The sequence below is a fragment of the Candidatus Binatia bacterium genome (genome assembly GCA_036504975.1).
In the GTDB taxonomy this organism is placed as follows: Bacteria; Desulfobacterota; Binatia; order UBA9968; family UBA9968; genus JAJPJQ01.
In genome coordinates, this window is the sequence record DASXUF010000075.1 from 19,834 (window position 1) to 40,886 (window position 21,053).

General features: G+C 57.2%; 18 protein-coding genes and 1 tRNA gene. 10 read left to right on the forward strand and 9 right to left on the reverse strand.

The window, feature by feature from the left end; translation table 11 throughout:
- Positions 1–119 precede the first annotated feature (119 nt).
- From VGL70_09425 to VGL70_09470, 10 genes are all read left to right on the forward strand, one after another.
- Positions 120–194 (forward strand) — tRNA-Gly (locus tag VGL70_09425).
- A 353-nt stretch (positions 195–547) separates the two neighbouring features.
- Complete coding sequence (gene panB / locus VGL70_09430) at positions 548–1,351, forward strand: 3-methyl-2-oxobutanoate hydroxymethyltransferase (protein ID HEY3303740.1); 804 nt, start codon at positions 548–550, stop codon at positions 1,349–1,351.
- 9 nt (positions 1,352–1,360) lie between these two features.
- Entirely contained in the window at positions 1,361–2,314 is a 954-nt protein-coding gene (locus tag VGL70_09435) for an extradiol ring-cleavage dioxygenase (protein ID HEY3303741.1), read from the forward strand.
- Positions 2,311–3,315 carry an ABC transporter substrate-binding protein gene (locus VGL70_09440; protein ID HEY3303742.1) on the forward strand — a complete coding sequence of 335 codons (1,005 nt, stop codon included), beginning with the start codon at positions 2,311–2,313 and terminating at the stop codon, positions 3,313–3,315. The genes VGL70_09435 and VGL70_09440 overlap by 4 nt, the downstream gene beginning before the upstream one ends.
- A gap of 242 nt (positions 3,316–3,557) precedes the next feature.
- Positions 3,558–4,823, forward strand: a complete 1,266-nt coding sequence (locus VGL70_09445) for a Rieske 2Fe-2S domain-containing protein (protein HEY3303743.1) — start codon at positions 3,558–3,560, stop codon at positions 4,821–4,823.
- Between the two features lie 153 nt (positions 4,824–4,976).
- Entirely contained in the window at positions 4,977–5,162 is a 186-nt protein-coding gene (locus VGL70_09450; protein ID HEY3303744.1) for an endonuclease domain-containing protein, read from the forward strand.
- 7 nt (positions 5,163–5,169) lie between these two features.
- Positions 5,170–5,265, forward strand: a complete 96-nt coding sequence (locus VGL70_09455; protein HEY3303745.1) for a DUF559 domain-containing protein — start codon at positions 5,170–5,172, stop codon at positions 5,263–5,265.
- 117 nt (positions 5,266–5,382) lie between these two features.
- A complete protein-coding gene (locus VGL70_09460; GenBank protein ID HEY3303746.1) occupies positions 5,383–6,843 on the forward strand; it encodes a UbiD family decarboxylase in 1,461 nt (486 codons plus the stop codon).
- A 181-nt stretch (positions 6,844–7,024) separates the two neighbouring features.
- Positions 7,025–8,236, forward strand: a complete 1,212-nt coding sequence (locus tag VGL70_09465) for a Gfo/Idh/MocA family oxidoreductase (protein ID HEY3303747.1) — start codon at positions 7,025–7,027, stop codon at positions 8,234–8,236.
- Between the two features lie 63 nt (positions 8,237–8,299).
- Positions 8,300–9,397, forward strand: a complete 1,098-nt coding sequence (locus tag VGL70_09470) for a cupin domain-containing protein (protein ID HEY3303748.1) — start codon at positions 8,300–8,302, stop codon at positions 9,395–9,397.
- 21 nt (positions 9,398–9,418) lie between these two features.
- On the opposite strand, the gene VGL70_09475 is transcribed toward VGL70_09470, so the two are convergent.
- The 9 genes from VGL70_09475 to VGL70_09515 form a co-directional block, all read right to left on the reverse strand.
- Positions 9,419–10,393: an ABC transporter substrate-binding protein gene (locus VGL70_09475; GenBank protein ID HEY3303749.1), complete on the reverse strand. Its 975-nt coding sequence runs from the start codon at positions 10,391–10,393 to the stop codon at positions 9,419–9,421.
- Positions 10,394–10,423: 30 nt separating this feature from the next.
- Entirely contained in the window at positions 10,424–11,551 is a 1,128-nt protein-coding gene (locus VGL70_09480; GenBank protein HEY3303750.1) for an extracellular solute-binding protein, read from the reverse strand.
- Positions 11,548–12,777, reverse strand: a complete 1,230-nt coding sequence (locus VGL70_09485) for a Rieske 2Fe-2S domain-containing protein (GenBank protein HEY3303751.1) — start codon at positions 12,775–12,777, stop codon at positions 11,548–11,550. The genes VGL70_09480 and VGL70_09485 overlap by 4 nt, the downstream gene beginning before the upstream one ends.
- A gap of 95 nt (positions 12,778–12,872) precedes the next feature.
- The gene (locus tag VGL70_09490; GenBank protein ID HEY3303752.1) at positions 12,873–14,015 is read right to left on the reverse strand and encodes an ethanolamine ammonia lyase-activating protein; all 1,143 of its coding nucleotides are present in this window, start codon (positions 14,013–14,015) and stop codon (positions 12,873–12,875) included.
- Positions 14,016–14,028: 13 nt separating this feature from the next.
- Positions 14,029–14,823: an iron-containing redox enzyme family protein gene (locus VGL70_09495; protein HEY3303753.1), complete on the reverse strand. Its 795-nt coding sequence runs from the start codon at positions 14,821–14,823 to the stop codon at positions 14,029–14,031.
- A gap of 107 nt (positions 14,824–14,930) precedes the next feature.
- A complete protein-coding gene (locus VGL70_09500) occupies positions 14,931–16,658 on the reverse strand; it encodes an iron ABC transporter permease (GenBank protein HEY3303754.1) in 1,728 nt (575 codons plus the stop codon).
- Positions 16,659–16,679: 21 nt separating this feature from the next.
- Positions 16,680–17,819 carry an extracellular solute-binding protein gene (locus VGL70_09505; GenBank protein ID HEY3303755.1) on the reverse strand — a complete coding sequence of 380 codons (1,140 nt, stop codon included), beginning with the start codon at positions 17,817–17,819 and terminating at the stop codon, positions 16,680–16,682.
- A 215-nt stretch (positions 17,820–18,034) separates the two neighbouring features.
- Positions 18,035–19,471, reverse strand: coding sequence for a UbiD family decarboxylase (locus VGL70_09510; GenBank protein HEY3303756.1), 1,437 nt, complete (start codon positions 19,469–19,471; stop codon positions 18,035–18,037).
- Between the two features lie 222 nt (positions 19,472–19,693).
- The gene (locus tag VGL70_09515; GenBank protein HEY3303757.1) at positions 19,694–20,776 is read right to left on the reverse strand and encodes a cupin domain-containing protein; all 1,083 of its coding nucleotides are present in this window, start codon (positions 20,774–20,776) and stop codon (positions 19,694–19,696) included.
- Positions 20,777–21,053: the final 277 nt, after the last annotated feature.

A 21,053-nucleotide genomic window follows, 5' to 3' on the forward strand; every position in this document is an offset into this window, starting at 1 on the left:
AGGCCTCCAAATCCATTGCTCCATTACTCCAGCACTCCATTTATACTCCAGATATTGGAATATTGGATTGACAAGGTGGGGGCAATCCCCTATAAAAAATCTGCTGCCGCGCTCCTTGAGCGGGCGTAATTCAGCGGTAGAATGCCAGCTTCCCAAGCTGGACGTCACGGGTTCGATCCCCGTCGCCCGCTCCAATTTCCTTCTGAAAAATCAATTACTTCCAAACCGTAGCGCTAATACGGACGTCTCAAATAAATTGACAGTCGAGGGGAACAAGCCGTTCGGCCAGGTCCTCGCTGTGCTCGGAATTTCTCCGCCAAAGTTTCGTGGCGGACAGATCTCAGATTTGCGATTTGCCATTTGAGATCCCGAACGGCTCGTCTGCGCCCTTCAGGCTCGTCCCCCTCTCAAGGCGGCCTTATGTAACATTTGTAAATCGTTTGTACACGTCAAGATCCGAAACAAAAAAGGCGTTGACGACTTTTCAGTATAAACCGCCCGTGTTATAGAGAAGTCCGAAGCCGTTTGGTCGGCGAAAGGAGCAGCGATGGCAAGCGTCACGATCACCGATGTTCAAAGGATGAAGCTGGAAAAGAAAAAGATCGTCGTCATGACCGCTTACGATTACTCCATGGCGGCCATTATCGACCGCGCCAACGTCGATATGCTTCTCGTCGGCGACAGCGGCGGCCGCAATCTCTTAGGGCATGAGGACAATAACTCCGTCACGATGGATGAAATGGTTTTGATGACCCGCTCCGTGAGCCGCGCGGCCAGGCGAGCTATGGTCATAGGCGACATGCCGTTCATGTCTTATCAAGTCAGCGTCGAAGACGCGCTGCGCAACGCCGGACGCCTGATCCAGGAAGGCGGCGCCCAAGCGGTCAAGCTTGAAGTGGGCGCCGATTATGCGCCAACCGTGGAGGCGATCGTCAAGGCGGGCATTCCGGTCATGGGACACATGGGCCTCACCCCGATGGCGACCATCGGCGCGGGAGGTTTTCGCTCCGAGGGACTGCAGATCGACGAAGAGCAGGTGTGGCGCGACGCGCGCGCGCTTGAGACCGCCGGAGCTTTTACCCTGCTCCTTACCGGAATATCGGCGGATCTCGCCAAGCGCATCACGCAAGAAACCAAGGTCCCGACCATCGCCGGCTTCGGCGCGGGCGACGACTGCGACGGCCAGATCGGGGTGACGCACGGAGTCGTCGGCTTCAACGTGGGAGAATTGGACAAACCCAAGGCGTCTTACGGGCCTGTTGGAGTCGCGCTCTTCGAGGCGGCGCGCAAGTTCACCGAGGATGTCCGCGCCGGCAGACCGGTCCGCTCCCGGCAAGACCGCTCGGGGTGAGATCCGTCTATGGCTCGAATCGTAGCGGGCTTTGCTTCCTCCCACGCTTTTGCGTTGGTTGAACCGCGCGGCTGGGACAAAATGCGGGAACGGACCTGGGCCAGGTATCGAAGCCGTTATGGAAAAAATGCTCCCGTCGATCCCAAGATTGCGGCGGAGAGCCCGGAGGAGCGGGAGAGACGATACGCCCGGGTGAGAGAAGGCTTGGTCTTTCTGGGCGAGCGAATCCGAGAGAAAAGACCCGACGCGCTCGTTCTAATCGGCGACGACCAGGAGGAGAACTTTAAAGAAGAGAACCTGCCTCAGATATCGCTCTACCTCGGGGAAAAAGTATTTTCCACTGAGCCGGCGGAAAACGGAAGGAAGCGCGGAGCCCTTTACCCATGTCACACCGAGCTTGCGCAGAAACTGGCGGATGGGCTCTTAGAGCGCGAGTTCGACCTCTCGTTTTCACGGTCGTTCCCCAATGACGAGCTGCTCTCTCATGCCCACTGCCAGATCCTGCGGACTATGACGCCTGGAGCCGACATCCCTGTCGTGCTCGTCTTTGTCAACGCGATTAATTTGCCGGCCATCACTCCTCGGAGATGCTACCGCCTGGGCCAGGCGATCAAGGAGATCATCGATGGCCTCCTCTCCGGCGAGCGCATCGCGCTGTACGCTTCCGGCGGTCTCTCGCACTTTCCCTCCAGTTATCCCTTCCGCCACTATCAAGGCCCGCGTACTTTGGGCTCGATCAGCGTCGACTTCGATCAAAGAGCGGTGGAGCTTATCGCGCGCGGAGAAGGAGACAAGCTGGGTCAGCTGAGCGCGCAGGACCTGCTCGATAACGGCGGTCTGGAAATGAAAAATTGGCTCGTTCTGCTGGGCGCGGTCGGAAAGGCCGTTCCCCAACTCCTCGTCTACGAGGCGTTTTACAGCGCGATAATGGGTATGGGCGTCGGTTACTGGGATCTGGAATGAATCTCGCTACAATTCTCAGGCGCGTTTTCCCATTCTGCCTGATCGTGGCGCTGCTCTTACCCTGCAACGCGCGTCTCTTTGCGGCCGCCGCGCCGAACCGGCTCAAAATCGGTTACGCGTCGGTCACCGGCAATCGGATTTCGCTGTGGACGGCTCAGGAAAAGGGATTTTTCAGCCGCAGCGGCCTCCAACCGGAACTCATTTTCATCGCCAGCTCCGCCGCCGGGATGCCGGCGTTGATCGCGGGAGAAATCGCCATTTTTTCCGGCAGTCCCGAGACCGGGGCTCAGGCCGCCGCGGGCGGGGCCGACCTGGTCATCATCGCCAGCAATGAACCCACCCAATACAAGCTCATCGTCCAGCCCAGCATTAAACGCGCGGAGGAGCTCAAAGGGAAAAAAGTGGGCATCGATCGCCTCGGAGGATCGAGCCACTATGCGACTCGACGGATGCTGGAGAAGCTGGGTCTTAAGTCTTCCGACGTCGAGTTTTTGTCGATTACCGGCGGGGGCTCCGAAAGAGTCGTCGCTTTCCGCTCCGGTATAGTCAGCGCCGTCGCTTCGACGATAGAGCGCTTCGAGCGCGCGAAAATCCCCTACCATTATTTGATCGACGCCATCGATACGGGAATCCGGATCATCGGCAGCTCTTACATGACCACGCGTCGTTTCCGGGATCAGAACCGGGAAGTCCTGCAGAAATTCGTCAGAGCTGTCATCGAGGCAACCCATTGGATAAAAGATCCAAAGAACCGCGCGGAGGCCATCCGCATTTACAGCCGTTATCTGCGCACTGACGATGCTACCGTGCTGGAGCTCAACTACAAGCTCTACGTCGAGCCCATGGCGCTTTTCCCTCACACCAACGTGGATGACCTGCAGTCAAACCTCGCGGCTCTGGCTGAAAGCAATCCCAAGCTGCGTGATTTAAAGGTTTCGGAGCTTGTCGACAACAGTTTCGTGCGCCGGGTCCAACAAGAAGGCGTGGGGCAAGCGCGCTGAGCGGATATTATTGGAAGTTAGGTGTTTTTCGATGAGAGACTCTGGCTATACAGCGGCGCGTGACAAACAAATCTCCCCTGGCCCCTCTTTTTCAAAGAGGGGAAATGTTTCAGGAAAGTTCAGTGAATGGCCGCACGCTCAAGCAAGGCTTTCCCCCTTTGAAAAAGGGGGATGAAAGGGGATTTTACAAATATCACGTACAAATCATTTCTTGACGCGCAGACCTAAAAGGCAGAAACGCAATGAACCAAGACGAAAACGATCTGCTTACTCAGACCGGTCCCGGAACCCCTTGCGGCGAGATGCTGCGGCGCTACTGGCAGCCAGCGGCGCTGGCCGAGGAGCTCCCGTCCGGGGGCGCGCCTTTGCCCGTTAAGTTGCTCGGCGAGGAATTGGTGTTGTTTCGCGATGATCAGGGTCGTCCTGGCTTATTGGAGCTGCACTGTTCGCATCGCGGCGCGAATTTAAGCTACGGCAGATTAGAGGACGGCGGGCTGAGGTGCATTTATCACGGCTGGCTTTATGACATACACGGCAATATCATGGACATGCCCGGCGAAGTCGATGGAGGGGCGAGTTTTAGGGATTCGATCTGTCACAAGGCGTATCCCTGTCTTGAGCGCGGAGGGGCGATCTTCGCCTACATGGGACCGGGCGAGCCGCCGCTATTCCCGAACTACGAGTTTCTCACGGTACCGGAAAAGCAGCGCTTTGTCACCAAGTATTTCCAATCCTGCAATTACCTGCAGGCGAACGAGGGGAATATCGATCCGATTCACGCTTCTTTTCTGCACCACCCCAACTATAATCTAAGGCACACCGGAATTCCTGAATACCAGGGCTTTCGCGGCGGCAGAGGCGTCGCGCCGGGCATCGAATCGATCGACGCCGAAGTGACCGACTTCGGCGTGAGGCTGTGCCGCGCCTGCCCCGTCGGCAGCGACAAGAAGGATCTTCGGATCTGGAACTTCGTCCTGCCCAACCTGACGACTTTTCCCGGCGGTCTCCAGAGCAGAGCCGGATACTCGGTGAACTGGCACGTGCCTATCGACGACACGCAGCATTGGAAGTACAGCTTCATCTTCAACCGCGAAGCGCCGCTGGACAGCGACGTCATCAAGCGGGTCGTTCCCGAGATGACGCCGGATTACAGATTGACGAGGAGTAGAGAGAACCGATACATGCAGGAGCGGCGGCTGATGGCAACGGAGAGCTATACCGGCATCGGCAGCTTTGCGGCTCAGGACACTTGCGTTGTCGAGGGTGAGGGGCCGATTCAGGACAGAACCCAGGAGCACCTCGCATCGTCGGATAGAGTGATCGTGGCGGAACGCAAGCTCTTGTTGAAGGCGATCCGGGACGTCCAGGAAGGGCGCGATCCCCAGCACGTTACTAGAGACGCCAAACTAAACCGTTTCCCGCACATGATCGTCTGGTATGGAGTCGTGCCGAGCGCGACGGAGTGGCGCGAGCACTGCAAGCGCCTGGAAGCCGAAGCGGTGCGGTAATTCAGAGCCTGCTCTCACGCGACGAGAAACTGTATTGTTACCAAGGATGTAGATCGCGAGCGAGTTCCCCCTTTTGCAAAGGGGGATTAAGGGGGATTTGTGCTTCGTTACAACAACTATCTAAAACCGAACTCACGTAAGCTGAGAAAGAACATGACGGACGTTGAAAAATTGCTTTGGTCGAGGATAAGAGGAAGACAACTCAAGGGCTTTCAGGTTTATCGACAGAAGCCGGTAGGTAGTTTCATCGTTGATTTTTACTGTCCTAAGGCAAATCTGGTCATCGAGCTGGATGGAGGGCAGCACTATTCTGAGGCAATCAGAGGAGAAGATCATTGACAAGTACATGGAGAGCGTAGGATTAAGAGTCTTGCGATTTTCGGATAGAGAAGTTTTTGAGAATTTGGATGGAGTACTTGAAAAGATATGGAGCGATGCGTGAGGGCAAAATTCTCCCCTGGCCCCTCTTTTCCAAAGAGGGGAATAAAACCTGCGCCTCGAGAGAACGAAAGTCCTGCGCGCACTGAAATAAATTTTACCGATTAGGATTGCTCACCGCATGCTTTGGCAAGATCTGCGCGAGTATCTGACCCGGCTCGAACAACTGGGTGAGCTGAAAAGAGTCAACGGCGCCGACTGGGAGGAGGACATCGGCGGCATCACGGAGCTGATGGTCGAGCGGCGCGGGCCCGCGCTGCTTTTCGATGAAATCAAAGATTATCCCAAGGGCTACCGCGTCGCGGCGAATTTATTCAACACGATCAGCCGCACCGCCGTCGCATTCGGCCTGGACCCCGATCCTTCATTGGGGAGTGTAGCGCAACGGAGCGCCAAGCTGATGGCCGAGCTGCGCCCGATCGCGCCCGAGGTCATACGTTCCGGTCCGATCCAGAAAAACGTTTTGACCGGCGCCGAGATCGATCTCTACAAATTCCCAACTCCTAAGTGGCATGAAAACGACGGCGGGCGTTACATCGGCACCGGATGCTGCGTCATTCAGCAGGACCCGGAGAGCGGCTTTACCAATGTCGGCGCCTATCGCGTCGCCATTCATGACAAAAAAACCTGCGCGATTTTTATCGAGCACGGCAAGCACGGGGACGTAATCCGGCGCAAGTATTGGTCCGCCGCGAAGAAATGTCCGGTGGTCGTGTCGGTCGGCCAAGAGCCGATTTTGCCGGCGCTGGCCGGCTCGAGATTTTACTACTCGCCGGAGGGCGTCTCGGAGCTCGAGGTCGCCGGCTATCTCCACAAAAGCCCCTATCCGGTTTTCAAAGGAGAGTTCACCGGTCTGCCCATCCCTGCGTTCGGCGAGATCGCCATCGAAGGTTTCATTCCATCTGCCGAGGAAGTGATGGTGCCCGAGGGACCTTTCGGTGAGTGGACCGGTTACTACGCCCATGGACGCCGGCCGGAGACGATCATCGAGGTCAAGGCGATCTATCATCGAAACGATCCGATCATTTTTGGCGCGCCGCCGTCCCGGCCGATCGGCGGCGACTATTTCGCCAACTTGGGAAACGAAGATCTCGAATCGATGGGCCGGCTGGAAAAAGCGGGCATCCCGGGCGTCAAGGGGATTTTTACTCTGGCCAAGCCGAGACTCCGCGCCTTGGGCTTGAAGCAGATGTACGCCGGTCACGTGGACGATGTCATTCGCGTGCTGGTTCCGGGCGGCGAGCAGTACGCCGGCAATGCTATCTGGATCCTGGTTGACGACGATATCGACATCACGAATACGGAAGAAGTTCTCTGGGCCGTCGCCACGCGCTGCGCTCCCGAACACGCCGTCAAGGTCATCGCCGGGACTGCGGTCTGGCAGCTCGATCCCAGGATTCCGCCGGCAGACCGTTCCGGCCCCGATAAAGGCGGAAGAAAGCGCTATAGCGCGCACAACCTCGTGATCAATGCCTGTCGGCCTTACGAGTGGATCGGTGATTTCCCGCCGGTGGCGGTCAACAGCCCAGAGCTGCGGCAGCGAATTTTCACAAAATGGAAGAACCTGTTCGAAGAAACGTGAACTTGATCCGATATAATCTTTTTCCGGAGCGAAATTATTTCCCTCTCCCGTTTCGGGAGAGGGTGAGGGCAAATCCGTGCGTACCACCCTCACCTTTGTCCTCTCCCTCCAAAGGAGGGCGAGGATAGATATTTCTGAAGGTTCCGCAAGCAATAATCGCAACAAGATATTGGAGTCATTCTTGTCTAAGGTTTTGAGGTTGGGATTTGCCGGTCTCGGCATGGCGGCGGGCCGGCTCATCCCGGAGATCTCCCGGCTGCCTTATATTAAACTCACGGCGGCCGCGGATCTGCGCGCGCACGCCCTGGGGCGTTTTCGCCAGGAATTCAACGCCGAGGTCTACGAGAGCGTCGAGGAGATGTGCGAAAGCCCTAACGTCGATGCGATCTATGTGGCCACGCCGCATGAGTTCCATGCCCGGCACGCGATCGCGGCGCTCAAGAGACGCAAGCATGTGATCGTGGAAAAGCCGATGGCGATCTCGATGGCAGAGGCGGAGGCGATGAATGCGGCGGCCGAAGAAAACGGCGTCAAGCTCATGTCGGGCCACACCCATAGCTTCGATCCGCCGATCAGAAAGATGCGCGAGATCATCAAGAGCGGAGCGCTCGGCAGGCTGCTCATGATCAGCAGCAGTTATTACAAGGACCACATCTACAGACCTTTTCCCGATCATGACATTCGGATGAGTCGAGGGGTGGTTTTGAATCAGGGACCGCACCAGGTCGATATCGTGCGTCTCTTAGCCGGCGGCATGGTGCAGCGCGTGCGTGCGATGGCTCAAGTCGGCAATCCGTCCCGTCCGGGCGAGGGCCATTACGCCTGCTACCTCGAGTTTGAAGACGCCGTGCCCGCGAGCTTGGTCTACAGCGGCTACGCCTACTTCGACACCGGTGAACTCATTTGGGGAATTGGCGAAGGAGGCGAACAGAAGGACCCGGAGAGACACGTGAAAGCCAGGAAATTTTTTAACTCTCTTGGGAGTGAGCCGGAAAGAACGCAACGGTTGGAAGCCCGCCTCGAAGAATGGCGCTACGGAGGTTCGAAACCGGGAGCGTGGGCCGGCGGCGACAGCGGCGAACGCAAACAGCATCAGCCATTTTTTGGCTTGACCGTCGTCACCTGTGAGAAAGGAGATATCCGTCAGTCGCCCGACGGTCTTTTCCTCTACGACGATGAAGGCAAGAGGGAAATATGCCTTCCCAAAGGGGTAGATGCCAGAGAGGCTGAATTGCGGGAGTTCTACGAAGGCATTATGAATGATCGACCGATCTTCCACGACGGCCGGTGGGGCCAGGCGACGTTGGAAGTATGCCTGGCCATTTTACAATCCGCCGCTGAGCGGCGCGAGATCACGATGTCGCATCAGGTTCCGGTTCCGGGAGCCGGGTGAAAAAGAGCGGCGAAAACTTTTTTTTCCAGAACGGTTCAGGACTGATCGAGTGGAGTAAACGCCATGGCGCAACAACCGGCAACCTTCGACGAATGGTTCGTCAAAAGCTCCTACCAGAAGTTTGTCCAGAGGGAAGGAGCGCCCCTTTACGAAGGCAGCGCTCTCGAAGACCTGGCGTCGTTACCCCTGGCGGACTGGGAGAGAAGGGGCGGCAAAGTCGCCTACACCCGCCTGGGCAACCAGGAGAACAACAACCTGCAAGTCGTCGAGATACCGCCCAAGGGAGAGCTCAAGCCTGAGCGCCACATCTACGAGGCGATCATGTACGTGATGCGCGGGAGAGGCGCGACCACGATATGGCAGGAGAATGAACCCAAGCACACGGTCGAATGGGAGGAGGGGTCGCTGCTCGGAATCCCGCTCAACGCATGGCACCAGGAGTTCAACAGCTCGGCCGGCGAGCCATGCCGGATCCTCTTCGGCACGAACATGGCCCACGTCATGAACCTCTACCACAATATTGAGTTCATCTTTGATAATCCTTTCTCTTTTAAGGATCGATATTCATATTCCATGCAAAGTTTTTTTGCCGGCAAGGGCAAGCACTGGAACGTGCGGCTGTCGGAGACCAATTTTGTTCCGGACATCCGGAGCCTGGCGCTCGACCCTTATCCGGAAAGAGGCAACCGGACCTCCATCTTGCGCCTCGCCATAGCGAGCAGTTCGCTCGGGGCGCATGTCATGGGCGTCGCCGAGGGCACCTACGTGACGGCGCACAGGCACGGCGCGGGTGCGCACGTGATCGTCATCAAAGGTCAGGGCTACGAGCTTTTCTTCATGCCCGGCGAGGAAAAGAATCGGCGCCGGATCTCCGCCAATCCTTACGCGGTGGTCGCGCCCAAGCACAACGAGTTCCATCAACACTTCAACACGGGCCGAGGAGAATACCGGATGCTGGCGTTTCGCGGGAGCGGCTTAAGATACGGAACGGGAATCGCGTTCAATCCGGCCCTGACCGCTCAGGATAAAGATCCCCATGCGCTCGCGTTCAAGATCAGCCATGAAAAAGAGGATCCGGCTATACGCGAGGAATATTACAACGAGCTGGAGAAAAACGGCATCGAGATCAGACTCAAGCCGGTGGAACAGGGCCGCGGGTGAGGAAGTTCAATCTTTTTTGCCTCACGCCCTCGCGCTCTGCCCGTAGAGTCCGTCGATGAAGCCGCTGTCGTCGACGATCCGCAGGTAGTGCGTGTCCCAAATTTCCAATGGGCCGATAAAATTCACTTTGGGATCGTGCCCCACGTCTAGGTCGTAAACGTTCCAAACGGCCAGCGGGTGCGGATAAGGTTTGGCCGAAAGAAGCTTGCTCCACTGGTCATGGAGGTAATCCACCTCATCGTCGCCTTCGAGATGAAGCAGCGGAACCAAATGCTTTTTTAGCAGCGCGCGCGATTTTTGTTTTTCGGTCTTGAAGAAGTGGATCGCCTCGATCAGCGCTTTGAGAAAGGCGATCACGGTATCTTCGTTTTTGAGCACGTAGTCCATGTTGGCGCAAATCGTCGTGTTGTGAATGACCGGAAGAGCCGGAAGCTGAATCACGTTCAAGCCTTTCTTCCGGCCCTGAAGATCGAACGGGATATCCACGTTCGCCGCGTCGACCTCGCCGCGAGCGACCATTTCCACCGCTTCGTGCGCCTGTAACCTCCGCTCGCGCGGGCCGTACACGAGCTCGACTTGCGATGTGTCCACGCCCGCGCGCTTGAGAGACTGTTCGAGATTGCCGCCGACGCACGGCGCCTTGCCGGTCAAAATTCTCTTGCCTTCCAGTTGCTTCGGAAACTTGATCTCGGGCCTTGCGATCAGGCGATCGTCCCAGTCGTTTTGGGTTTGCGCCAAGTAAACGAGCCGTTTGTCTCCTTTGGCGCGATAGATGTAAGTCTCGTGATGCAAGCCGCTGAGAAATTCATATTTGCCGGTGAGCAGCCCCGGCGCGCGCTCCGACATTTTGATGACCGAATCTCCGGTTTTCAAATTGGCGATATCGACTTCCAGCTCGAAGCCGTATTTCTCGGTCACTCCCGAATGACGAAAAATCGTGTGCAAAGGCATGTGGGAAATATCGCTGCAGAGCATCCGAACTTTGTTTAAAGCCATAGTTTCTCCTTCCGTGCTGTCTTAGGTCGCTTATTTCTGTTTTGCTTCGCCGAGCGCTTCTTTAACCAGGCTCAGTATCGGCGTCATATCGAACCACTCGGGTTTGTTGACCATCAGATACCTTCCCTGGGGCTGGCGCCGCGCCTGCGGCGGCACATCGTCTTTCGGAATATCCACTCTCAAGGAATCGGCTCCGCCGAAGCCAACTTTGCTTTTTTGATAAGCCGTCTGCCCTTCACGCGAGAGAAACCAGTTGATAAAAAGCCGGGCGGCGTTAGGATGCGGAGCGCGATTGAAGAAACCGATGGCGCCCGTGATCGGGACGATGCTCGCGCCTTCCTTCAAGTCGTAAGTTCCGACCAGTTTAAACGGCAATCCCTGTTTCATCGCTTGATAGACCTCGGTCGTCCGGCAGAAAAGACAAAAAGCGTATTTTCCTCCGGCCACCCAATCGATCATCTGGCGGTTATCCCGCGAGAGAACGAGATCCATCTCGGTCAAGAGCCGGCGCAAATATTTGGGCCCAAGCTCGGGATGGTAAAAGAAAAACCGCGCTGCTTGAGAAACCGTGCCCGGAAACCTCGGATCCTGAGCGGCGATCTTGCCCTTCCACTTCGGGTTGAGGAGATCCCAGTAAGAGCGGATCTCGTCCGGCTTGACCGCATCGGTGTTGTAGGCGACGTAGGCCTGGGCCGTTCCCTCGAAGAGAAAAATGTGCTGTCCTTCCGGATCGATGTATTGATGTTTTCCCTCGAACCATTTAGAAGTATCGGTAACTTCAGGCAGCAAGAGCAACGGCTTGATCGGATCCAGAGCCTTGGCGGGATGCAGAATCGAAATCGGAGTGTCCGGACCTCCAACGTCCGCATCGGCAAGGTATTTTCCTGCCCTCCGCTCGGCCAACACTTTAATCCGCGCCTGAGAGCCGCCGGCCATCGCGAGATCGGATACTTTGATTTCCGGAAACGCTTTCGAAAAATCCTCAAGGTAAGTCGGACCGGGACTGGTCAATAAATCGAGCCGCCCTTCTTTCTTTGCCGCCGCGACGACTTTTTCCCACTCCGCCTGCCAGGGCGCCTTCTCGGCGGCATTGCCGATACCGAGAAGACTAAAGGCCAACAAGGCGATTGCCAGTACTTTATTCACGGAAATGTTCATGAATCGCCGTGCTTTGCCGTTGCGAAACCCTCACCCCTACCCTCTCCCCCAGGGAGAGGGCGAGGGAAATCATTGAGTCCCGCCGCAGTTACCCACTCTTTAAGCGGCTTCCCCGCCGCGACATTGCTAAGCTCGCGCTGCCAGATTTTTCTTAACAGAATCACGCCCACGTCCATGCGGCCCAGGTGCTCGTTCGGACGGTCCGCGATCCTGCCCTGTCCCACCTGAACGGCATAGTCTTCGATCCAAAAGAGATAATAGGTGCTCATCTGCGGATCGAGATCTTCGAGGCGCATTTTCCCCGCGATGACGCTCTGGCCGTATTCATTGGGAGAGACTCGCACCTGGGAGCGGGCCTGCTGCCGGCGCTGTCTATAGGCCTTGGCTTCTTCTCCCGCGAGCGGCATCCAGTCGATCACGAAGCTCACGCTGTTTTCATCATCGACGGGCACGCGCCAGAAGAGCCGGTCCACCCAGAGCGTCGCGGCGTCTTTCAACGAGCCTTCGATTCTCGCCCTGGACCGGGTCTGATTGGTGTTGGGCATGTGAAAGTGAGTATGGAACGGCGCTCTTCCCGGAACGCTCACGCTGGTTCTTATTCCATATTCGGTCTCGAACGAAGAAACCGTTCTTAGGGCAAGTTGCTCCGGCCGTCCGGCGCGGAGCGCGGACTCTCTGTGCGTGAAGCTCACGTGGCCCACGTCGCAGGCGTTGTCGAGACGGTTGAAATAGTTGCATGGCCAGTATTCCGGCAACCCGGTTTCCAGGACGCCGGGGCGCTCGAAGTCGGGATGTTTTCTAAGCGGCGGCGGATTTCCCTCGCCGAAATAGACGAAGATGAGTCCCAGGTACTCTTCCGTCGGATAGCTCCGGATCTTTGTCTTCGCGGCAAAGCCGTCCTCTTCCCCCGGCTGCTCCACGCACTGCCCGCTCCCTTCATACTTCCACCCATGATACATGCAGCGAATGCAGTCTCCCTCCACCCATCCGGTGGACAGCTGCGCGCCTCGGTGCGCGCACCTGAACGCCACCACGTAAGGCTTCCCGCTCGCTCCTCGGAAAAGCGTGAAGTCCTCGCTCATGATCCGGATCGGCACGGCCTGCCCTTGCGCCAGATCTTCCGAGCGATGGACCGGCTGCCAGAAACGTCTCAAATACCGGCCCGCGGCCGTGTCGGGCCCTGTATGGACGAAGTCATTATAATCCGGATAATCCGGTTGTGACATGGACGCCTTCTAGTCAGCCTCAAAGATTTTTTTAACGACCCTATCCGCCGCGGCCCGAAGACTTGCGCCTTGAGGAATCGCTTACGGGGGAATCACTATACGTTTGTATCGATCTCTATATATTTTACCGCCGGCATCTGCAGAGGGATTCCTTTTTGCTTTAGAGCTTCTGCGAAATTCTTGCGGATCTGAGGGTCCTCGTCTGCGTAATCGATGAGAGTCCCGCCCTCGCGAAAGCTCACCGTCCCGCTAAAGTCCTGGCCGACACTGTCCGTGTATCCCGGCACTCCCGAACTCGCGCCGTAGACGGCGAGGTGGCGGGCCGGCCGGCTGCCGCCATTGAAATGCTGATGAAACCACGCGTCCGGCGGGCTGTAGATGCTGCGCGGCCCCCAGTTAATCTTGAGAACTTTGTCCTCTTCGCCATTCTGGTAAGGGTGAATTCCGATCGTATGGGGCCACACCAGGACGTAGCCTTCTCCCTCGAGCCCGACGAGGATCGCGCCCGGCCCGTGGTAATGCGCTTTGTGATATCTTCCCGCGGGCCATTCAGAAATATGGCCGCTGGGAAAGCCATTGGCCATCCGGTATCCCGTGATCTGGCCGCCCGAGACCTTTTGCTCCTGGTTGTCGAGCAGCACGTCCTTGGCATCGGCGATGAAATTTGTGTACCACAGGGTCGAGTACCTGCCCATTTTTTCGCGCTTCTGCGTCGGGACAAAGTAGTCGGCTTCGCCATTGAAGTGATTCAAGAACCGGTGCTCACAATTGAAGACGACGTCGTCGCCGCAGAAAAGATTCATGGCCTTGGGGGCGGTGGTCACCGCAAGGAACAGCGCGGGCTCCCGGCTCCCGTTGATCATCCGGTGCCAGCAGTTGAGCGGCGGCGCGAAAACGCTGCCCTCGCCCCATTCAAAAGTCCGCTTCGGCATTCCCTCCTGCCAAACTTCCGTCGAGCCGAGACCCCTGAGGATGACAATAACCTCTTGGTAGAGATGTTTTTCAGGTTCCAGCGCCTTCCCTCCGGGAATCTCTCCGACATAGATGCCGCGCTCCGCCTGCTGCGGACCGAGCAACTGAATAAAGACCCCGGCGCCGCCCGTGCGCGCCCACGATTTCCTCGGAAGCTCTGTAACATCATCGATGCCGGCGACGGCCTCATGGATCGGGATGCCCTCGCCGCTCATCCACTCCTCGTAGTAGTCCGGCGACGCCGCGCCCTTTCTTCGTGGCTTCATGGCAGTCCTCCTCTTATTGCACTTGCATCGCAGCTTGATAGTAAGCGTCGAAATTGACCCACTGCCGCGCCTGGCCGCGCTTGAGATGGGTCCACATCTCCCGCTGCGCCTCCAAGGTCCCCGCCCTGGAGAGGACTATGTCCTCGCCGACCTTTCCATGATCGACATCCACGGCATGCGCGTAAAAAAACGTCAACGCCTCATGACTCACGCCGTATTTACCGTTCAAAACCTCGGCCCAGATCGGGAAGACGAGCGCGTTGATCCTTTCTCCCAAGCGAAGATTGGTCGGGAGTCCGCCGATCGTGAGGCGCAAACCTCTGTAGCGCTCGTCGTTGATGATCAACTGCATGAGAGCCGACGGCTCCGATTTCATGACTTCCTCTCGCGTCAAACCGAGCCCCTCGGCAAACCTGATGAAAAGCTCGGGATGAGCCGGATACTTTCCTCCACAGAGATCCTCGCCCGCCTCTTCGATCAGCACCGTAAGCTGTTTTCGGATCTCTTCCAGTGTGCCGGCGTTGGCGACGATATTAGCGTCGTTTCTAAGCGTCTGCATCACCCCGTGATACTCCTGCTTGACCCAGGCATGCAACTGCTTGACCGACCACTCGCCGTTGAAGAGCTTCACGCAGAACGGATGGTTGATCTTGGTGTGATGGACCAGCACGACTTCCTTCACCCGATCGACGAACTCTCTCGGCGGCAGAAACTCCCTCGGCGGGTCGGGAAACTGCGGGTATTGCCACGGCGTCTTGATGGCCCGGTACATCTGTCTCACTCTTTCCCGCTCTTGCTCTATGTCCATGGCTCCTCTCCCTTATCTAGATCTTTCCGCTTCAACATTGAACAGCCCAAAGAAATCCAGAAATCCCCCTTTTATCCCCCTTTGACAAAGGGGGAAAGAGGGGGATTTTACGATTTTATCGCGGCCTTTGTTTCCAGCATCCGAGCGACGATGGAAGTCAGCGCGACAATAAGGACGACGATCACTCCTATCACGGTTGCCTTTTCGATTGCGCCCGTCCCCATGGCCCATTCCAACATGAGCAATGAGAGCGTTCTCGAATCCGCCGTTCCCAGAAGCACGACGGTGCTGATATCCCTCGCGGCGGAATTAAAAACCAGCAGCCCGGCTACCATCAGCATGGGCGATAGCAGAGGGAGGAGAATGCGCCGGTAAGTTTGCATCCACGACGCGCCGCAAGCGCTCGACGCCTCCTCCAGCTCATTTCCTAGTTGAATCATGACGCTCTTGGTCAACTGAACCCCGACCGGCATGCTCTTGATCACGATCGCAAGAATCATCAAGTAAGCGGTTCCATAAAGTGCGTTCAACCCGGGCGTGTTGAGAAAGGTCCACAAAAGACCGACGCCGAGCAGGATCCCGGGCACCGCCCATGGAAGCCAGGAAACAAAGTCAAGGATAGCTTTACCTGAAAATCGGCTTTTGACAATAAAGTATGCGATCAGCGGATAGATAATCACGCCGCCGAGCGCGGCCCCGAAGGCCACCCTCAACGTATTCACGACCGAGCGAAAAAAAATCGGGTCGCGGAGAACTTCACGCCAGTGCTCAAGTGTCCAGGGCTCTGGAATATTCAAAAAGCCAAAAACGCTCATGAAGGTCCCCATGAGCAGGAACCCCAGAGGAACCACGGTGATCGTCAACACTACCAGCAAAACCAGGACGAACACCGGATATCTCCAACGTCCCAGGGAGGTCGGCCGGCTGGAGAAACGGCCCGTGACCGTGGCATACATTCGCCGGGCAATAAGAATTCTCTGGCACAAGACCAGCAAGAGCAGGAAGACGAGAAAAAAAGTGCTCAACGCCGCAGCCGGTCCAAGACCGGACGCGGGATCGAGCGCGATCATATCGTGGATCTTGGTCGAATAGACGTCGATGCCCACCGGAACGCCCAGAATCAGCTCGATCTCGAAGGTCTCCAAGGAACGAATCAACCCCAGGGTCGTGGTCGCCATGATGCTCGGCAGCATCACCGGCAAGATAATCCGCCACAGAGTCGTCATGGTATCCGCGCCCGACACCCGCGAGGCCTCCTCGAAGGCGGCGTCCAGGTTGCGGAAGGCGGGCGTTAAGAACATCACTTTAACGCCCAGCGAGCCCGCGGTCAGATGAGCCCAGACGATCCCCCAGAACGAGTAGATGTTGAATAACGGACCGTCCACGAGGGAAAGACTTTTGAGCCAGGTGTTGACGAGTCCCGTCTTGGGATCGAGCGCCAAAATCCATCCGAGCGTCACCGGAAGCGCGGGGATGAAGAAGGAAAACCAGAACATGAATTCCAGCCACCGCTTCATGGGCACATCGGTTCGCGCCAGGAGCCAGGCGAGAAAAACCCCCGCGACCAGCGCGATGAGTTGCCTGACGATCGCGAGCGAGAAACTATTGTAGACCGCGGCCAGGATACCGGGACTGGAAAAAGCGACGCGCCAGCCTTGGAGACCATAAACCGCGGGCTCCCATGGCTTGGATACGAGAAAACTGTTTAACAGGGTCCAGATGAGAGGCGTCAGAACCAGGAGACAGACGAAGCCCAAAAGAAATGTTAGGAGCAAGGCTTGGATGTTTAAGCGCCACTGGGAAGCGGCCGCTTCGAAGAACACGCTCTTTTCCACGATAAGTCAGCGCATGGAATGTTATTGCTTGATCAATTTGTTTAAAAACTTGACGATTTCCTCGCGCTTCTCTACCCAGTCTTCTTTGTAGTTCAACTGGTAACTGGACATCTTTTCTATCTTGGGGATCAAGCCCGGATCCAGATGGTCGTGGGATACGTCCGTTCGCCGGCTCCAAAATCCCGTCACTTTGCTCCATGCGGCTAGCGTTTCCTTGGTGAGCAGCCAGTTGATGAAGACCTTGGCCGCATTCGGGCGCGGGGCGCGGTTCACGAGACTCACGCTGGCGATCGCGGCCGTCACATAGTTGGCCTCCTTGATATCGTCGGCGGTGAACTGCGCGAGCGGCAATCCTTTGCTCAGAAGGTCCTGCATGACTGAATTGTTGTGTCCGATGCCGATCACATAGTCCCCGCGCGCCAACCATTCCAACTGTTGCCGGTAGTTCCCTGTCAATTTCACGTCCTGCTCGGTCAGATAGCGGCGGATGAATTCCTTCCCCTTATCGCCCCAGCCGTACCAAAACGTCACGGCCGCCAGGCCGGAACCCGGACGCCGCGGGTCGTGCAGGACGGTCTTTCCTTTCCATCTCGGCTCGAGCAGGTCCCAGTAGGAATCGATGTCTTTTTTGCTCACGAGTTTTGAATTAAATGCGAATGGAGGCTTCACGTAGCCGCCGAAGACGAGGACGTGGTTGCCGGCTTTGTCGGCGAAGTCGATCTGCCCGCCGAACCACTTGCTCGGATCGGTGACTTCAGGAAGCATCAGCGCGGGGCGAATCGGGTCGAGCACGCCTGCGGGCAGCAAGTATTCGATCGGCGTCGTGGTGCCGCCGGTAAGCACATCCCATTCGAATCTCCCCGCCTTTCTCTCTGTGAGCATCCGGGGCGCAATGCTCCCCTCGCCGCCGGAGACCGTGAGATCCACTCTGATTTCCGGGAACTGCTTTTGAAATCCCTCGGTGTAGAGGCGCCGGGTCTCGGCTCCCGCGCCGCCGGACTCTGCCACCACCACACGCCTTTCCTTTTTGGCCGCGGCGACGACTTTATCCCATTCCGCCTTCCAGTTTGTCTTGGGCGCCTCCGCGGCCGAAACCAGGCCGGCTACGGCGATGACGGCGACGACCGACGCAAATAGAAGGCGCAGTGAATGTTCAAACATTTTTTCTCCGTGTGCTCGTCAGAACATCATAAGTCAAGTTACGTTCCAGTTCTCTCAATCTTCTCCTTCACCCAAAATCCCCCTTAATCCCCCTTTTTCAAAGGGGGAGCAGGAAGGAGAAATTTCACGCACGACGTTAGAAAAAACTCCAGTCTTCAGTTCCTCCTCTCAACCGATTCCCCTCTTTGGAAAATAGGGGCAAGGGGAGATTTCCTTCATTTGTCCAACGCGAGAATGTGACCCCATCTCTCACGCACCTTGAGTTCTGCCTCTTTGTCCAGCGAGATCACGGGGGCGAATCGTTCGCGCCATTCGTAGGGTCTGGTGCCGTCGATGAGCAGCCTCGAAGTCATCGTCGGTTGCCCCGGAGCGACCGCCGGGTCGAGATAGTTGCTCGGGCAGCGGCGCAGGATTTCGACATCGCGCGCCGGATCGATCCTCGTGCACACCGCCCACATCACTTCCTCCAGATCGGTGATGTCAACGTCGTCGTCGACCACGATGACGATCTTGCTCAGAATGCCGGTGTAAGTGTTGGACGCCGCGACCAGAGCTTGTTTGGCGTGGCCGGGATAGCGCTGCTGGATGGCGACGACGATGAGCATCCGCGCGGCGCCGACCTCGTGGCACCAGACGCCTTCGACAGCCGGAATCCCGGCGCCTTTGAGCTCCTCTTCGAGCGCTCCGGAAAGAAGGATCGATTGGATGAATGTGCTTTCGTTGGGCGGGCGGGTGGGTGGCGATCCCAACAGAATCGGCCGGGAACTGTAATAGGTCCCCTTCACGTGGACGAGCGCTTCCTCGCGCTGCCCCGATGCATAGTAACCGGTAAACTCGCCGAAAGGACCTTCGGTCCGGCGCTCGGTAAAATCGAATTCACCCTCCAAGACGACTTCGGCCTCGGCAGGAATCGGGAGACCGGTCACTTCCCCCTCTATTACCGGGATTGCTTCTCCACGGATGGCGCCGGCGTACTCGTATTCGCTTTTATTTTGCGGAACGCCTAAGGAACCCGCGCAGAGCAGAAAAAGAGGATCGGCTCCGAGCACGATTGCAACCGGACAGGATTCACCGCGCCGGGCGTATTTCTCACGGATCATGGCGCCGTGGTGCGTTGCGCCGATGAAGCAGGTCACCTCTTTCCTGCCCTGGAGCTGAATCCTGTAAGTACCTAAATTGATCCAGCCCGAGTCCGGATCTTTCAAAATAACGACGCAGCCGGTGCCGAGATAGCGTCCGCCGTCCAGCTCATGCCACCGGGGAGCGGGAAAGATACCGAGGTCCACTTCGCCGCCGACGAGTCGATTTTCCAAAACTGGGCCATCTGTAACCCGCCGCGGCGCGACCAACTTTAACTCGTTCCACTTGGCTTTCCATTGCGCGCAGAGCTCCCGATGGCCGGAAGCCTCGCCAAGGCGCAAGGTAAGGGCAAGCCTTCGAGTCGATCCTAAAGTATTTACCAGCACGCGGTGGCCGGCTTCGTAGTCGGGGATGCGGTCGAAGAGAAAGGCGGGCCCTTGATGTTGTCTCCGCGCGAGCTGGGCCAATACGCCCATCTCGCGGTCCCAATGGATTCCGCCGACTTCGACGACGCCGCCCGTCTTGCGGCAGGACTCCACCCATTCCTTTAGCGTGCCGTATTGATCAGTCATACCGCTGCAGATTTGAAGCGCAAGCGCGGCTCAGGAGCTCACTCGACGGCCGCGCTTCGTATTCCGGCGCCACTTCGCAAGATTGATGCTCCGGCTTTGTCGGGCTGCGCACGTTTCGTTCCATAAATGGTTCGTTGCCGTATACCCAAAACAATCGACGACTGTCAAGGTAAGTCCGCTGTCAGCAGCATAGGGTCGATGAAGTACAGCCGTCAAAACTTTTTAATCCTGCAAGTCCTCGCGTATTTTAAAAGGAACCTGAACCGCTAGAGGGGTCCTGCGCCCCTGCGTCACGGCAAAAAAGCGCAAAGGCTCGTCCGTGGACGGGTTCTGGCTGCCGTGCCACGTGTTGGCGGGGATAAAGACGAGATCTCCCGCCTCGACGTCGTATTCCTTGCCGCCGATAATCTCCCGGCCCCGCCCCTTGACGTAAAGCTTCAACGCCTCGCTGTGGCTGTGGTAGGCGCCTTCGCTTTTTCCCGGATCGATCTCGACGAAGAAGGATTGAAAATTGTGGACGTTGAAGCCCATCTCGGGAGATACCACCTTGGCGTTGCGCCGGCCGGAGCGCTCTTTCATGCCGGTCGAGCGCCCGGAGGGCTCCCAGTTTAGCTCCGCGGCCTTGACGTGGTGGCGGTCCAGCTTGCGCCGCCGCTCCATCTCTTCCTCCAGCCGGCCCAATTGCTTGAGGAGAGCGCGCCGCGCCGAGATCATTTCCCAGGCATCCATCCGCTCATAGTTCCCTCGTACCGGCTTGGCAATGGCAGTCTTCTTGAACTCATCGCTTTCCAAGTCCTTGCGCGAGCGGAATATCACCGAGCGCATGAGCGGAACGCCGATGTCGGTATAGGCCACGGCGTAAAAGCGAAAGGCCTCGTCGTACGGGTTCTGGGTGCCGTGCCAGACATCGGCCGGGACAAACATGGCGTCACCGGCTTCTACCTCATACACTTTGTCTCCGATAATCTCCCTGCCGCGGCCCTTCAAGTAAAATTTTACCGCTTCGCCATGGGAATGATACGCTCCCTCCTGCCCGCCCGGCGGGATCTCGACGACAAAGGCGTGAAAGTTATAAATGTTGAACCCAAGCTCCGGCGCGACGAGATAAGCCACCTGATGCGTCTTCTTGAAGTCGAGACCGATCGTTTCTCCCGATGTTTTCCACACCCAATCTTTGGCTTTGATGACGTGGCGGTCTTCGGCGCGCCTGCCGGCGAGCGCCTCCTGAAGTCTTTTGAACTCATGGTTGACGGCGTTGTACATTCCCGCCAGCCTCGACGGCGCCAGATTTTCGTATTCGCTCATTGCTTCGCCCTCCTCTTTTGTTTCGGTATTGAGGCTGCTGAAAAACGTACGTTCACCCTTCGACAAGTCTCAGGGCGAACGGAGGAGTTTTTGATATCGCAAACAAATTTCCGTTCGTGCTGAGCCCGTCGAAGCACGAGAATAGTTTTTTAACAGCCTCCCGCACGCGAATCTACATCCATTTTAAACCTTAAGCAAAGGGACTTTACGCGCAACACTCGCAGTGACTCGCGCAAAGGCGCAAAGGGCGCCAAGGTTTCTCAAATCCCCCTCTTTC

Excerpts from the sequence above, each read along its gene's own strand:
- panB (HEY3303740.1), top strand. The coding sequence starts at position 548 with ATGGCAAGCGTCACGATCACCGATGTTCAAAGGATGAAGCTGGAAAAG.
- VGL70_09435 (HEY3303741.1), top strand. The coding sequence starts at position 1,361 with ATGGCTCGAATCGTAGCGGGCTTTGCTTCCTCCCACGCTTTTGCGTTG.
- VGL70_09440 (HEY3303742.1), top strand. The coding sequence starts at position 2,311 with ATGAATCTCGCTACAATTCTCAGGCGCGTTTTCCCATTCTGCCTGATC.
- VGL70_09445 (HEY3303743.1), top strand. The coding sequence starts at position 3,558 with ATGAACCAAGACGAAAACGATCTGCTTACTCAGACCGGTCCCGGAACC.
- VGL70_09450 (HEY3303744.1), top strand. The coding sequence starts at position 4,977 with ATGACGGACGTTGAAAAATTGCTTTGGTCGAGGATAAGAGGAAGACAA.
- VGL70_09455 (HEY3303745.1), top strand. The coding sequence starts at position 5,170 with ATGGAGAGCGTAGGATTAAGAGTCTTGCGATTTTCGGATAGAGAAGTT.
- VGL70_09460 (HEY3303746.1), top strand. The coding sequence starts at position 5,383 with ATGCTTTGGCAAGATCTGCGCGAGTATCTGACCCGGCTCGAACAACTG.
- VGL70_09470 (HEY3303748.1), top strand. The coding sequence starts at position 8,300 with ATGGCGCAACAACCGGCAACCTTCGACGAATGGTTCGTCAAAAGCTCC.
- VGL70_09475 (HEY3303749.1), bottom strand. The coding sequence starts at position 10,393 with ATGGCTTTAAACAAAGTTCGGATGCTCTGCAGCGATATTTCCCACATG.
- VGL70_09480 (HEY3303750.1), bottom strand. The coding sequence starts at position 11,551 with ATGAACATTTCCGTGAATAAAGTACTGGCAATCGCCTTGTTGGCCTTT.
- VGL70_09485 (HEY3303751.1), bottom strand. The coding sequence starts at position 12,777 with ATGTCACAACCGGATTATCCGGATTATAATGACTTCGTCCATACAGGG.
- VGL70_09490 (HEY3303752.1), bottom strand. The coding sequence starts at position 14,015 with ATGAAGCCACGAAGAAAGGGCGCGGCGTCGCCGGACTACTACGAGGAG.
- VGL70_09495 (HEY3303753.1), bottom strand. The coding sequence starts at position 14,823 with ATGGACATAGAGCAAGAGCGGGAAAGAGTGAGACAGATGTACCGGGCC.
- VGL70_09505 (HEY3303755.1), bottom strand. The coding sequence starts at position 17,819 with ATGTTTGAACATTCACTGCGCCTTCTATTTGCGTCGGTCGTCGCCGTC.
- VGL70_09510 (HEY3303756.1), bottom strand. The coding sequence starts at position 19,471 with ATGACTGATCAATACGGCACGCTAAAGGAATGGGTGGAGTCCTGCCGC.
- VGL70_09515 (HEY3303757.1), bottom strand. The coding sequence starts at position 20,776 with ATGAGCGAATACGAAAATCTGGCGCCGTCGAGGCTGGCGGGAATGTAC.